The organism is Faecousia intestinalis (assembly GCF_040096185.1).
Taxonomy (GTDB): domain Bacteria; phylum Bacillota; class Clostridia; order Oscillospirales; family Oscillospiraceae; genus JAZOXB01.
In genome coordinates, this window is the sequence record NZ_JBBMFF010000270.1 from 26,102 (window position 1) to 39,616 (window position 13,515).

General features: G+C 48.5%; 12 protein-coding genes. 9 read left to right on the plus strand and 3 right to left on the minus strand.

Annotated features, from left to right (window positions below):
* The first annotated feature begins 4 nt into the window (after positions 1-4).
* Genes WMO66_RS13670 through WMO66_RS13685 form a run of 4 tightly spaced genes read left to right on the plus strand, consistent with a single transcriptional unit; the run spans position 5 to position 5,215 of the window.
* Positions 5-349, plus strand: a complete 345-nt coding sequence (locus tag WMO66_RS13670; protein WP_349136961.1) for a PrgI family protein — start codon at positions 5-7, stop codon at positions 347-349.
* Positions 346-2,691: a VirB4-like conjugal transfer ATPase, CD1110 family gene (locus WMO66_RS13675; protein ID WP_349136962.1), complete on the plus strand. Its 2,346-nt coding sequence runs from the start codon at positions 346-348 to the stop codon at positions 2,689-2,691. Before WMO66_RS13670 ends, WMO66_RS13675 begins: the two co-directional genes overlap by 4 nt.
* Positions 2,692-2,703: 12 nt before the next feature.
* A complete protein-coding gene (locus WMO66_RS13680) occupies positions 2,704-3,498 on the plus strand; it encodes a class B sortase (protein ID WP_349136963.1) in 795 nt (264 codons plus the stop codon).
* The gene (locus tag WMO66_RS13685) at positions 3,491-5,215 is read left to right on the plus strand and encodes a CHAP domain-containing protein (RefSeq protein ID WP_349136964.1); all 1,725 of its coding nucleotides are present in this window, start codon (positions 3,491-3,493) and stop codon (positions 5,213-5,215) included. The genes WMO66_RS13680 and WMO66_RS13685 overlap by 8 nt, the downstream gene beginning before the upstream one ends.
* 98 nt (positions 5,216-5,313) lie before the next feature.
* On the opposite strand, the gene WMO66_RS13690 is transcribed toward WMO66_RS13685, so the two are convergent.
* Genes WMO66_RS13690 through WMO66_RS14505 form a run of 3 tightly spaced genes read right to left on the minus strand, consistent with a single transcriptional unit; the run spans position 5,314 to position 7,756 of the window.
* A complete protein-coding gene (locus tag WMO66_RS13690; protein WP_349136965.1) occupies positions 5,314-6,642 on the minus strand; it encodes a sensor histidine kinase in 1,329 nt (442 codons plus the stop codon).
* Positions 6,639-7,352, minus strand: coding sequence for a LytR/AlgR family response regulator transcription factor (locus WMO66_RS13695; RefSeq protein WP_349136966.1), 714 nt, complete (start codon positions 7,350-7,352; stop codon positions 6,639-6,641). Before WMO66_RS13695 ends, WMO66_RS13690 begins: the two co-directional genes overlap by 4 nt.
* 44 nt (positions 7,353-7,396) lie before the next feature.
* Entirely contained in the window at positions 7,397-7,756 is a 360-nt protein-coding gene (locus WMO66_RS14505; protein WP_353963941.1) for a helix-turn-helix domain-containing protein, read from the minus strand.
* Between the two features lie 276 nt (positions 7,757-8,032).
* Here WMO66_RS14505 and WMO66_RS13700 point away from each other — a divergent pair, with 276 nt between their 5' ends.
* The 5 genes from WMO66_RS13700 to WMO66_RS13720 all read left to right on the plus strand — a co-directional run bounded on the left by WMO66_RS13700 (position 8,033) and on the right by WMO66_RS13720 (position 13,321).
* Positions 8,033-8,197, plus strand: coding sequence for a cyclic lactone autoinducer peptide (locus tag WMO66_RS13700; RefSeq protein ID WP_349136967.1), 165 nt, complete (start codon positions 8,033-8,035; stop codon positions 8,195-8,197).
* Positions 8,194-8,805 carry an accessory gene regulator ArgB-like protein gene (locus WMO66_RS13705; protein WP_349136968.1) on the plus strand — a complete coding sequence of 204 codons (612 nt, stop codon included), beginning with the start codon at positions 8,194-8,196 and terminating at the stop codon, positions 8,803-8,805. The genes WMO66_RS13700 and WMO66_RS13705 overlap by 4 nt, the downstream gene beginning before the upstream one ends.
* An 813-nt stretch (positions 8,806-9,618) precedes the next feature.
* Positions 9,619-11,457 carry an ABC transporter permease gene (locus tag WMO66_RS13710; RefSeq protein WP_349136969.1) on the plus strand — a complete coding sequence of 613 codons (1,839 nt, stop codon included), beginning with the start codon at positions 9,619-9,621 and terminating at the stop codon, positions 11,455-11,457.
* 29 nt (positions 11,458-11,486) lie between these two features.
* Positions 11,487-12,653 carry an FtsX-like permease family protein gene (locus WMO66_RS13715; RefSeq protein ID WP_349136970.1) on the plus strand — a complete coding sequence of 389 codons (1,167 nt, stop codon included), beginning with the start codon at positions 11,487-11,489 and terminating at the stop codon, positions 12,651-12,653.
* Between the two features lie 2 nt (positions 12,654-12,655).
* The gene (locus tag WMO66_RS13720) at positions 12,656-13,321 is read left to right on the plus strand and encodes an ATP-binding cassette domain-containing protein (RefSeq protein WP_177716544.1); all 666 of its coding nucleotides are present in this window, start codon (positions 12,656-12,658) and stop codon (positions 13,319-13,321) included.
* Positions 13,322-13,515 lie beyond the last annotated feature (194 nt).

The following is a 13,515-nucleotide window of genomic DNA, read 5'->3' on the forward strand; positions in this document are numbered from 1 at the left end:
AAATTTGGAAGTAAAAATCAATCGGGAGATTCGCAACTATACGGAATCCATGTTTTTCGGGCTGTCCATGCGGCAGTTCGTTTTTTCTGTCTTGGCGATCCTCGTCGCCGTGGGGCTGTACTTTTTGCTGAAACCCCATTTCGGGACGGAAACCGTCAGTTGGATGTGCATTCTCGGTGCCGCACCCTTTGCGGCGCTGGGCTTTATCACTTATCACGGCATGACCGCCGAGCAATTTCTCTGGGCGTGGCTGCGCTCGGAGCTGTTAGAGCCGAAAGAGCTTCGCTTTGAGGCATCGAACCTCTACTATGAAGCGCTCAAAGACAAATTGGAGGGAGGAAAATCATGATCAAGACGCTGAAAAACCTGCTGAAACAGGACAAGGAGCGGTACACCGTGCCCCGCAAGGTGCAGGATGTGATCCCCGTCCGCCGCATCTGGAAGGACGGCATTTTTCAGGTGGGCGGCCGCTTTTCCAAGACCTATCAGTTTACCGACATCAATTACCTTGTGGCAAGCCGTGAGGACAAGGAGCAGATGTTCCTTGCCTATTCGGAGCTGCTGAACAGTCTGGATTCCGGGGCGACAACGAAGATCACCATCAACAACCGCAGGCTGAACCGGGCAGATTTTGAGCAGTCGATCTTGATGCCCATGCGGGGCGATGCCTGCGATGTGTACCGCAGGGAATACAATCAAATGCTGCTTGACAAGACCACCGGCGCCAACGGCATCATTCAGGAGAAGTATATCACGGTGTCGGTCTGCAAGAAAGACATCGAAGAAGCCCGCACCTACTTTTCCCGTGTGGGCGCAGACCTGATTGCCCATTTCGCCGCCCTCGGCTCCAAGTGTACCGAACTGGATGCCGCCGAAAAGCTGCGGGTGCTCCACGATTTCTACCGTCAGGGTGAAGAAGCGGCCTTTCACTTTGACCCGCAGGATATGATGCACAAGGGACACAATTTCAAGGACTATATCTGTCCTGACTCAATGGAGAAAAGCAGTGACTGCCTGAAGCTGGGCGAGAAATACTGCCGTGTCTTGTTTTTGAAGGACTACGCTTCGTATATCAAAGACAGCATGGTCACGGAACTGACCGATTTCAACCGAAATATGATGCTGTCGATCGATGTTGTGCCGATCCCCACCGACGAGGCCGTGCGGGAGGTGGAAAACCGTCTGCTCGGCATCGAAACCAATATCACCAACTGGCAGCGCAGGCAGAACGCCAACAACAATTTCTCCGCTGTCGTGCCCTATGATATGGAGCTCCAGCGCAAGGAAAGCAAGGAGTTTCTGGACGACCTGACCACGAGAGATCAGCGGATGATGCTTGCCGTTATTACGATGGTCATTACCGCCGACGACAAAAAGCAGCTCGACAGCGATACCGAAACGGTGCTTGCCGTGGCACGAAAGCATATGTGCCAGCTTGCCGTTCTGAAATTCCAGCAGTTCGACGGGCTGAACACCGTTCTTCCCATCGGCGCACGGAGGATCAATGCGTTCCGTACCCTCACCACTGAGAGCCTTGCGGTGTTTATGCCCTTTAAGGTGCAGGAGGTACAGGACAAGGGCGGCATTTATTTCGGAGAGAACGCCATCTCCCACAACCTCATCATGTGCAACAAAGCAAATCTTCTGAACCAGTCGGCGTTTCTGCTGGGCGTGCCCGGTTCGGGCAAATCGTTCAGCGCCAAGGAGCTGATCGCTTTTCTCATTCTCAATACCGCCGATGATGTGTTGATCTGCGATCCGGAAAACGAATTTGGTGCGCTGGCGGCGGCGCTGGGTAAGGAAACGGCGACCGTCATTCATATGGCGGCTGGCGGCAAAGACCGTTTGAACGCCATGTATATGGTGGACGGCTACGGCGAGAACAACCCCATCGTGGAGAAATCGCAGTTCATCATGTCCCTTGTGGAGCAGATCGATAAGGCCGGTGTCGGCCCGCAGCAAAAATCCATCATCGACCGCTGCACGGCGCTGGTGTATCAGGACGCCGAGCGGACGGGTAAGCCCGCTACGCTCTGTGACCTGCGAAACAAGCTGTTGGAACAGCCCGAAGAAAAGGCAAAAGAAATCGCCTTGTCGCTGGAGCTGTTCACCACCGGCTCACTGGATATTTTCGGCCACGAAAGCACCGTCGATCTCGACAAGCGCATCGTCGTATTCGATATTCACGGCCTTGGCGAGCAGTTGAAGCCGACGGGACTGCTGGTGATCACCGACACCATCCTCAACCGTGTCACTCTCAACTGGAAGAAGGGCAAGCGCACCCACATCTTCATCGACGAATTTCATGTCGTTTTTGAAAATGAGCAGAGCGGCATTTTCTTCAATTCCGCATGGCGGCAGTTCCGTAAGCGCAACGGCTATCCCACTGCCATCACGCAGAATGTAGAATACCTGCTGGATTCCGTGCAGGCAAGCACGATGCTCTCCAACTCCGAGTTTGTGGTCATGCTCAATCAGGCGTTTTCCGACCGTGCCAAGCTCTCAAAACTCCTGAACATCTCTGACGAACAGATGAGCTATGTCACCAACGCCGATGCGGGCTGTGGGCTGATCAAGTACGGCTCGGCGCTGGTGCCGTTTATCAACCGTTTCCCCAAAGATACCGAGCTTTACCGCTTGATGACGACACGCCCCGGCGAGGGTGTGTTCGGCAGCGGAAACGCATCTTAAAGGAGGCCATATATGAAAAGCAAATATCTGATGATCGGGGCGGCCGTATGTGCCGCCCTTTTCCTTTTCTCCGGCATCATGCTCTGTCGGCAGTATGCAGACGAAAAACAGAGCACCGAAGCCTTTGAACAGGTCGCCGCACTGGTGGAAACCGAATCGGCACCCGCCGATACACCGCAGGAAACCGAGCCGCTGCCGGAACTGACGGCATTTGAAAAGTATCGGGCGGTGCAGGAGCAAAACAGCGATTTTGTGGGCTGGCTCTCCATCCCCGGCACGAGCATCGACTATCCCGTGATGCAGACCGTGGACAAGCCGAATTTCTATCTGAAACGAGGCTTTGACAAGCAGTACAGCGATTACGGTGTGCCCTATGTGCAGGAAAACTGCGACCTTGCACTCTCCGACAACTGCGTGATCTACGGCCATCACATGAACAACGGGACGATGTTTGCCGATCTCTGCAAATACGAAAGCGAGGGCTTCTATCAGGAGCACAAGACAATCCATTTTGACACGCTGTCCGGCTTTGGTGAATATGAGATCGTGGCGGTGTTCAAGACCGTTGCCTATTCCGAGCAGGACTTCAAGTATTACCACTTCACCCGTGCGGACTCGGCGGAGGACTTTGGAGCCTATATCGCTCAATGCAAGGCGCTTTCCCTCTACGACACCGGCATAATGGCGGAATACGGCGACAAGCTGATCACGCTCTCCACCTGCGAATACAGCCGCAAAAACGGGCGCATGGTCGTTGTTGCCAAGCGGATCGCCGCACCCTCTGCGGAGGTGGGCAGCGATGCCTGACATCAAAACAAGAGATGCGGTCAATGGAACGGTAAAGGTGATTGGCAAATCGGCGGTAGCCGCCGAGCGGATGAAGGATGCCTATGTCCGCACCAAGGACAAGGCGGAGCACGGTGTTTTTGCGGCGGAATCCTCTCCCGAAGAATATGCCGCCGACCGCACTTTGACCGGGACGGAAACGGCGGCGCACGAAGCCGCCCACGGGCTGGATAAGGCCGGCCGCAAGGGCGTAAAAACCACCAAGGAGAATATCTCCAAGGCAAAGGACTATTTTCAGCGGAGAAAGGCAGACCTGCCGAAAAAGCAGACGAAGGACGCCATGCGGCGAGTGCGCCGCTCTGCCGATACCACGCAAAAAACGATCAAAACGGTAGACCGCAGCGGCAAGACCATCAAGCAGACGGCAAAATCCACAGGCAAGGCAGCAGCCAAGACCACGCAGAAAACCATCAAGACCGCCGAGCAGACCGCCCGGACGACCATAAAAACGACGCAGGCTGCGGCAAAGACGGCACAGAAAACCGCACGGGCCACGGCAAAAGCCGCTAAAACTGCGGCGCAAACCGCCCGTGCAGCAGCAAAAGCGACTGCGGCAGGCATCAAGGCGGCGGTCAAGGCTACCGCTGCTGCCGTCAAAGCCATCATTGCCGGAACAAAAGCGCTGATTGCCGCCATCGCTGCGGGCGGTTGGATCGCCGTTGTCGTGATTATCGTCATCTGTCTGATCGGGCTAATCATCGGCTCTTGCTTCGGCATCTTTTTCTCCGGCGAGGACAGCGGCACGGGACAGACCATGCGACAGGCCGTGCAGGAGATCAATGCCGACTATCAATCACAGATCGACACCACAAGGGCAAACATCACCTATGACGAGCTGGAAATGTCCGGCTCCCGTGCGGTATGGCCGGAGGTGCTGGCGGTGTATGCGGTAAAAACCACCACCGATCCCGACGATCCGCAGGAGGTTGCCACGGTGGACGATGCCAAGAAAGCCATTCTCAACGATATTTTCTGGCAGATGAACGAAATATCTTCCCGCACCGAGAGCAAGACCGAGAAAGTCATTACTGAAACCGACGACGGTCACGGGAACATCGTGGAAACTGCCACGACGGTCACACGCACCTATCTCTATATCACGGTCAGCCACAAGACCGCCGAGGAAATGGCAGACCTTTTCAATTTCAACGCTGACCAGCGACAGCAGCTTTCTGAACTGCTTGCCGAGGAAAACCGCAGTATGTGGTCTGCTGTCCTCTATGGTATTTATTTCGGGGATGATTCCATCGTCACGGTGGCCTTGTCGCAGATCGGCAATGTGGGCGGTCAGCCCTATTGGTCGTGGTATGGATTTGAAAGCCGTGTAGAATGGTGCGCCTGCTTTGTTTCGTGGTGTGCCAATGAGTGCGGCTATATCGACGGCGGCGTTATCCCGAAGTTTGCGGGCTGCGTCAACGGTGTCCAGTGGTTCAAAGACCGTGGACAATGGCAGGACGGCAGCTTTGAACCATCTGCCGGTCAGATCATTTTCTTTGATTGGGACAACAAAGGCAGCTCCGGCCCGCAAGATGGGCAGTCCGATCATGTCGGCATCGTGGAGAAATGCGAAAACGGCATTGTCTACACCATCGAGGGCAATTCCGGCGATAGCTGCCGACAGAACCAATATCCCGTAGGGTATTATGAGATCCTTGGGTATGGAATACCAGCCTTTTAATTAGGCCTATAAAAAGGAGCAAATGGCATAGACCAAAGATGCCATTTGCTCCTTTTGCATGTTACATACCGAATGGGCGGAAAAATCATTAGATGTGTTCAGCTACGATTTTTCCGTTCTTCTTGCATGGGAAATTGAACGATATGATAGAATTTCTTACTTTCGGGGTCAAAACGCATCGTTGCAACGCCGTGATATCGGGCTACTATACGTCCAATGCTCTTCAGCCCCACACCATGAATTCCGGGATTGCGCTTTTTCGTTCGAAACAAGCCCTCATGATCCGGCACAGGTGGTGTGTCGCAGGAATTGACAACTGAAACGATCACAACCTGTTGGTCCTCATTTTTCTTTACGGATAGCTCTATCGTCCGTTCTGCAGAGAAGCTCGCCGCCTCGAACGCATTCGTCAGCAGGTTACCGTAAAAGGTCGTAATACTTGGGGCATCCATAAACGAAAGACAATTATCCCGGATATCACATTGAAAGGTTATTTGGGGGCTTTTACATTTATCCCGAAATTGCTGCAGCATGAAATTAAGTATGGGGTCAGAACATAGTTTTACCTGCTGATCAGGCAGTACATCATCCACGAGTTTTGTAATATACTCGGATATCCCCGGAGCGTTGAAATCGTTTGCCAAGCCGTGAATAGTATTTAGATGTCTTTTGATGTCGTGTATGAGAATGCGCTGGTTTTCGGACTGCTTTTGCAGATCCTGATAATATGCAGCATCTGCTTCTTCTTTTTGAATACTCAAATTCATAGCCAGCTGTTCAGCGTGCATTCGCTGCAAATGGTTGTATATGACCATAAAAATCAGATTGACGATCAGCAAGGTCAACACAATGATTATCATGAGAAGTTCTACCGGCTTTGCCATCTCTGCGCGTACCCCGATATATACCACTACTGCTGAGACAATGACAGAAAAGATCGGTAATATGCAAAGCAATCCCATAAACGCAGGCTCTTCCTGAGCCTGTCGGTTCGGAGCCCAGAGTTTTGCAGCAATGACTGTTATCGAAAAATAAAGCATTTTGCTGATCACAGCCATGACGATCATGATGGCCAAACTATCTGCATAGGCACCAAAACGGAACCCAAACAAGCTGATGATCCATGCTGCGATAATTTCTGTAATAGCCATGATCGAGGTCAGAAAAGCAGAATGCAATATGGCAGATCTCAGTTTGCATTCGTAATTCATCCATAGCAGCAGTAAATTAGCGAGGAAAAATGCTGCGCCATTCAAAACGACGCTGTTAAACCATGTAATGCCAAACAAGAGAAGATAGGCAACCGCAAAAGTGATACCGATTTTCAAGCCGGACGATTTTCTACAAAACAGAGCATCAAAATACAACCATGCAATGGTCGCTTCCGCAATATATAACACGCCATAGCAAATATATTCCGCCATCATTTCACGCTTTCCATATACCACAAATAGGTGTCCTTGAATGCAGTATACCTTCTCCTTGTTAAGTAAGCGGTCATCTCCCTGCCCCGATATTTCAGCAGGATCGTATCTTTGTGAATAGAATTGACAAAGTGCAGATTGACGATATAGCTCCGGTGCGTCATATAAAAGCATGGCAAGGTCAAAGTTTGCCGCCAATACTCCATATTCTGTGTACTTTGCAGAACTCCATCTATCGTATGAACTAAAACTTTTCTCTGTGTCGCTTCAACGCAAATGATCTCTTCCGCACGACGAACAAATACTCCTTCATTCGTTACAATGGGGAACTCGCGGCTTTCCATATTGTACTGGTAAACTGCATCTTTCAGATTGCGAAACAGCCGATTTTTATCAATCGGTTTTGACAAATACCGAAACACCTGAAATCTCATGGCTTCGTCCAAATAATCCGGATAAGAGGTCACGATGAATATTTTTATATTTGGATTCAATTCTTTCAGCTTTGCACCAACATGGATCCCGCTAACGCCGGGCATTTCAACATCTAAAAATGCGATATCCGCACGAGCTTTAGCATTTAACAGAGCATCTCCGCTGGAGTAATAGGCGAATTCCACTTTCTTTCCTCCCAGCTGTGCAAAAAACTCTGACACATATGACAGGAGCTGCTCGATGACCATGGGGTCATCATCACAAAAAATAATACGCACAATAATACCCCTACCTTTTTAAGAGTAGGGGTATTATAGCATATCTAAAAGTAATTGTCACTATTCCATCGGTCAGACGATCTTCTAACCATGATTTGAACGATCGCCAATATAAGGTCGAGGTCATTCTCAGAACATAGTCTCAATCCATCGGTTATATTTTGTGGAATATTGTTTGAGTGCATATTTCCCATCAAAAGGTAATCAGGTGTTACATGCAGAGCGTTACATATGCTGACCAATATTTCGAGGCTGGGTCGTTCTTTCCCACGCTCAATGCTTGATAAGTAATTATTAGATATTCCCACTGTTTCAGCCAGATTTGTTTGCTTGATGCCAGCGTGTATACGCCGTTGAGCAATTCGGTTCCCTATCTCAACGTAGTTCAATTCCACTAGAATCACCTGCCCTCATAAATCCTACCAATAGCATCGCTTAAACTCAACAATCTATTCCAGAATTATTCTGTATTGGATGTAGTTGTATAAATAAAATGCAAATTTGATTTATGCAGCAAAGAATTTTTCTGTTTTAGTTATATATCCTGTGCCTATTTATTGAGCGTATATACGTTTTTGAGTGAATTCTGTCGTTTCGTGTATAATGTCTTTCATTTTATTCAAATTTACACTACAATACATTTGCAGGTAATCTGCAAAAAAATTTCTGGAGGGTTTTATATGAAAAGAACTACTCGAAACAACATGCTGCTGGGAAAAACAGCATCTCTTCTCTCTGCTGTCCTGTGCGCAGTCCTATTTGTCTGTGCAAATACTAACTCCTGTTTTATGATTCACCAGCCTCAAGCGCCCGATGAGCTGCGCAAATTCAGCAAACTCAAATGATCAATCGGCTTTCTGAGCGCGTCGTAAGTTGGCTTAGAAGGGAAGGCTGTGTTGAAGCCTCCGAAGTACCGCTGTTTCGCTATGCAGCTTACAGTTTTATATGGGGGCTGCTTCCTTTTATCATAGTTACTGTATGGGGGATTATTTTCAACGCGCTACTCGAAAGCACTCTATTAATTCTTCCGTTTATGCTGATTCGCAAGTTTAGCGGCGGATATCATCTCTCCAACCCCGGTATTTGCTTTGCCACGTCAACTATCCTTTTGGGATTTGCCGTATGGGGATTAACTGTGATCAATAGCACTACCTCATCAACGGGACTATCTGTTGCAGTTTTTCTATCAGTAGTTATTATTTGCGTGTTTAGTCCTATCGATTCTGAAGCCAGACGCTTATCAGAGAAGGAAATTCGGGTATTCGGGAGGTGGGCCAGAGTTATTGTAATAGCAATGCTAATTGTGTACATTATTTTTCTGGCTATCAAACAGGACTATGTTGCCTTTCCTATCGGATTTGGGATAGTTTTACCAGCTTGTTTGCAAATGCCTGTATTGATCAAGCGGTTATTTGCAAATACACAAAAAAAGCATGACCAAAAGGGCCCATAAATTGTCGTTTCGTGCATCTTCTCTTGAATTCTCATAATTCAAAAAGTAAGATGTACTAAACGGCCGACTCGATAGTGTATAGCAGGCAAAATAGACTATCCGAACTATTTGGCTCGAGGCATAGTCATTTCTCGTTGACAAACGCAGGGCCAGCGTTTGCTATAGTCCAATGCCCACGATCGACATGTGGTGCCATTGCCGATCGTCTTGTGAAAGGACAAACACATTAACTGTATGTTGATTGCAGTTGGGGCAGAAAGAAATCAGCAAATACACCAAATACTAAATAGCAGGAGCTACGCATGAAAAAGGTTATTTCTCTTGTTATGGCCATTGCACTGGTTATGTGCCTTGCCATCCCCACTTTTGCGGCACAGCCCGACACTGTGGTGCCCCAGGCATGCAGTCACACTTGGGGAGCTGCTACTACGTCTACATCATGGGCTAAGTACAACGACTCGCAATGCAAAAAAACCGTTGTGGTGACAAGAGTATGTACTAAATGCGCGAAAGTCACGCAAACATCTACCGTCAGCTATCCTTATCATGGTGAAGCTTTGAGTCGTGCAAGTTGTGATGGCACTACTCAGACGCACGTTTACAACTGCCCCAATTGCGGTGCATATCGGTATACGAAGTGGATCGCATGTCCCGGTGCAGGTAAGAATCACAAAAATGGCTGTCAGTGGTTGCCTATCTAAACTCTTAGTAAGCTTTGTATAGTCAACCCGACCATTAAGCAACAATCTTAAAATGTTGCCGCACCACCCCAGGTGCGGCAACATTTGATATTACGAAAAGGGGGATAGAACTATGAATATTTTCCTCAAGCAGGCAACAAGAAGGCCGCTCTTTACCACATTGCTGGTATTGCTGCTCAGTTTCTCTGTTCTGCTATCCTGCATCGGTTATTCCGCGTGGGAAAGCGCCAAAACACAGAAAAGTGAGATTTCAAATGGTTACACAACGATTGCAATCCCGATAGAGCCTGATCTAAGCAACCTGTCACCAGAGGAGATCGCCACCGCATTGCAGAATCGTGTATTTGCAGACAACGCAGCGCAGGAGGCTCCCCAAATCACCATGGTTGACCGTCGCTGCCTGCTTTCTGCTCATATAGCGGGCAGTAGATCCCTCTCTTCCAGCAGCATCGACCCATCTGAATATAATACTGCATTTGATGGAGAATGTTATTCTCTTGCTGTATTTGCACTGCGCTGCAGCGGCATCCGGGAGCAGCCAACGGAAGGTATGTTTCTGTATGATGCAACATTCAGCGTTGAGGAAATCGTCTGCTTGTCAGACGCATATAATACGTTCCCCAGACCTGATTCGGTACATATCTACAGCGATGTACGCGAATCGGATGGGGCAGTACCATTTGAAAAAGGTAAAACCTATCTTGTGTTCGGCCAATACCAAGATCATCGTGTCGTTCGGTCCGCCGATGGGTATGATCAGGTAAAAAATGAGAATCGCTACATTGTTCCGTTCCCTGAGATCAACAGCAATTTCTATGGTGAGCCCAGCAGTCTTGAACTTGGTAGTTATAATGGGCTGGACTACCATTTCCTTGCGGCAGGACAACTTCCTTGGGTCTGTGAATATACAGGGTCGGTGACAGATTATCTAAACAGCGATGCAGCTTCGACTTGGCGGGAAGATATTGTACCGCTTTGTCAGCTTAACTATGAGTCTGCGGCCGTGATACTGACCGATCGAGCAGAGAGTATGTATTCTTTTAATACCGGTGATGAGGCTTTGTTATCCGGGCGCTTTTTTACAGGCGAAGAGTACACAAACGGTGATGATGTGTGTGTCATCAGTGCAGCCTATGCTGAACAAAACGGCCTCCGGCTGGGAGATATGATTCAGCTTGACTACTATGATTCTGGATTTGGGGAATACAACAACGGTGCGACGGCGAATTCTATGCTTGCGGCGGAAGATCCGGGCCCTTATCGTCAACGATACTATATGTCTCTCGATGATGCGATCGGTGTATGCAAAAATTATACCGTTATTGGCATTTATACTGGCGCTCGATTCGCATTTGGCGCATATCAGCTTAATGCGGACACGATTTTGGTTCCCAAAGCATCTGTTCCTAATGCGCAGAATTATGAAACACGGGCAAATTCCTTACTGAACACTTTTGTCCTGAAAAATGGCTCTGCAAAAGAATTTGAAAAGTACATGGAGCAGCAGAACCTCGCTGGACAATTTCTCTATTTCGATCAGGACTTTTCTTCTATGCAGGAATCACTGGATGCACTTGAAACCAATGCCATGCGCCTGATGATGGTCGGCATCGGAGTATTCCTGCTTACTTCCGCACTGTTTTTGTTTCTGAATTTCCGCAGAATGAACTTGACGATCCGTGGTGTTCGCCTCTTGGGCAGGTCATCCAAGGCAGTATTCCGGGAAATCATCATGGCACTTATTCCTTTGGAAACCCTTGCAGTCTTGTTTGGCACATGTGCTGCAATTGCGCTATTTGATGTTGTTACACGGAATCTGCTTTCGAGCGCTCTTACGCTCCGACCGGAGGCAATGGCGGTTTCTGCTGTTACTGCATTTGTATTTCTCATGGTTTCTACTATGATCAGCACGGCGATCTTTGCGAACCGCAAGCTGATGAAAGCAAAATAAGGCTTGCCTTGAAAGGAGCATAATTGTCTATGTCTCAAAAAAACGGTCACGCTCTTGAAAGTGTAACACTGACTGCCATGCTCCGCCGATGGACATCAAGTCTGCTCCTTATTGCGGTTGCCGCCGCAGGGGCTCTTTCTGCAATGATCTTACAGAATTTAACTATCCGTCAGGAGAATGCTTTATGCAACACGATTGAGAATACCACAATTTCCTGCACCGTAACAAATGCAAAAGGTACTGATTCCGGCAACCTGCAAATGCTTTCGGCTTTTGTAGAGATGTTGGAGGGGAAACGACGGTTGCGGGAATGCTATTTGGACGATTATGTAAAAAACGTGCGGGCAAAAGCGAAAATGTCATTGGAGAAACCGGAAGGCGCAACACTCAGCAGGATTCTCTCGATCGATTCCGATCCCGCTCTTTCTCAAGCAGAAGGGGTCTATGTCCAATTTTTTGAAGACTGGGAGGAAGGAGTTCTGCGCGGGCAAGAACAAGTATGCCTGATTTCATCTGACTTGGTCACCGATGGCGAATACATTACCGTTGCCGCCGATATGGGCGAATCTGCACGATTGCGAATCATAGGGACTGTTACAAACGGCCCGAGCAATGAAATATATTGTCCCTATTTCATGTCATGGAGTGAAGGCGTTTCCGTTGCTTTTCTGACGGACAGCTGTTCTTTCGATATCCGAAACAATCAAAAGCTGGAAGAAAGCAAATCGTATATTTACGAGTGGTTTGTTCGCCCGGATCTCAGCAATCAAATGGATGGTCTTACTTTTGGTGTTTTAATCCACGATGAGACCTATCAGAAAAATATAGAGGAGATTCAGGCGAACCTTTCCATGCTGCATCTGTTGCTGCCGGTTTTGATCATTGTATGCGGCGGCATCGGCTTTTTCGCAAGTTTTCTGGCAACTCGCGGCAGGACAAAAGAGTTTGCTGTCATGCGCTGCCTCGGCATGAAACAATGTAAAATTTTTGGATTGGTCATGGGAGAACTTTCTATTCTCGCTTTTACAGGTGCATTCTTCGGTATAGCTGGTGGCATTCTTCTGGAAGGCGAAATACAGACAAGTGCATTGCTTCATGCTGCGCTGATGACAGGTATATTTTTACTCGGTTCCGCGGTTGCAGCACTTCGGATCACAAGCATAAATGTTATGAATCTCATGAAGGTGGAGGATTGAATATGAATATCCTGACTTCCAAACAAGTTACATACGAATATAGAAATGCAGTCCAGACAGTAAGGGCTGTGAATGGTGTCAGTTGCACTTTTCAACAGGGGCATGTTTATGCCATTGTAGGGCCTTCCGGCAGCGGGAAGACTACATTTCTATCGTTGCTTGCAGGACTGGATGTGCCGACCTCCGGCACGATCGAATTAGACGGAGAATCCACGGCGAAAATGAACCGTGATTCTTACCGGCTGAACCATGTGTCCGTGATTTACCAGAATTTCAACTTGTTTCAACACCTGACCGTGTTGGAGAACGCCGCCTATCCCCTGTATGTCCGCAAAATGCCAAAGAAAAAAGCGGATGAGCTCGCAGCAGAAAAACTTCTGCAAGTTGGGTTGAAGGAGGATCAGTTCAAGCGGTTTCCCAATATGCTCTCCGGAGGAGAGCAGCAGCGAGTGGCTATCGCCCGCGCGCTAACCTCAGGCAGTGAGCTTATTCTGGCAGACGAACCTACCGGCAATTTGGACAGTGAAAACAGCCGAAACATTGTTGGTATTCTGCAAGGGCTGGCCCATGAGGGAAATCGCTGTGTTATCATTGTCACCCACGATCCCGCAGTAGCAGAGGTAGCCGATGTGCTACTAAAGATGAAAGACGGTAAGTTGATTCACTGATCCGTTGCATCACCTATTTGCACAAGGAAAATGACCGACAGTGCCATATACCAAAAGATTCGCTTGCAGTTTAGAGCCCATTTTGGTGACTTGAAGTCTTATGTCTTCAAGGATATGGCTACGGAAATCCGTAAAATGGTTGTCACCTTGCGGTGTATAGCAAAAACATGATGCCGATTTGATAGATGCTTTCG

Coding starts and splice junctions, on each gene's coding strand:
- WMO66_RS13675 (WP_349136962.1), top strand. CDS start 346: ATGATCAAGACGCTGAAAAACCTGCTGAAACAGGACAAGGAGCGGTAC.
- WMO66_RS13680 (WP_349136963.1), top strand. CDS start 2,704: ATGAAAAGCAAATATCTGATGATCGGGGCGGCCGTATGTGCCGCCCTT.
- WMO66_RS13685 (WP_349136964.1), top strand. CDS start 3,491: ATGCCTGACATCAAAACAAGAGATGCGGTCAATGGAACGGTAAAGGTG.
- WMO66_RS13690 (WP_349136965.1), bottom strand. CDS start 6,642: ATGATGGCGGAATATATTTGCTATGGCGTGTTATATATTGCGGAAGCG.
- WMO66_RS13700 (WP_349136967.1), top strand. CDS start 8,033: ATGAAAAGAACTACTCGAAACAACATGCTGCTGGGAAAAACAGCATCT.
- WMO66_RS13705 (WP_349136968.1), top strand. CDS start 8,194: ATGATCAATCGGCTTTCTGAGCGCGTCGTAAGTTGGCTTAGAAGGGAA.
- WMO66_RS13710 (WP_349136969.1), top strand. CDS start 9,619: ATGAATATTTTCCTCAAGCAGGCAACAAGAAGGCCGCTCTTTACCACA.
- WMO66_RS13715 (WP_349136970.1), top strand. CDS start 11,487: ATGTCTCAAAAAAACGGTCACGCTCTTGAAAGTGTAACACTGACTGCC.
- WMO66_RS13720 (WP_177716544.1), top strand. CDS start 12,656: ATGAATATCCTGACTTCCAAACAAGTTACATACGAATATAGAAATGCA.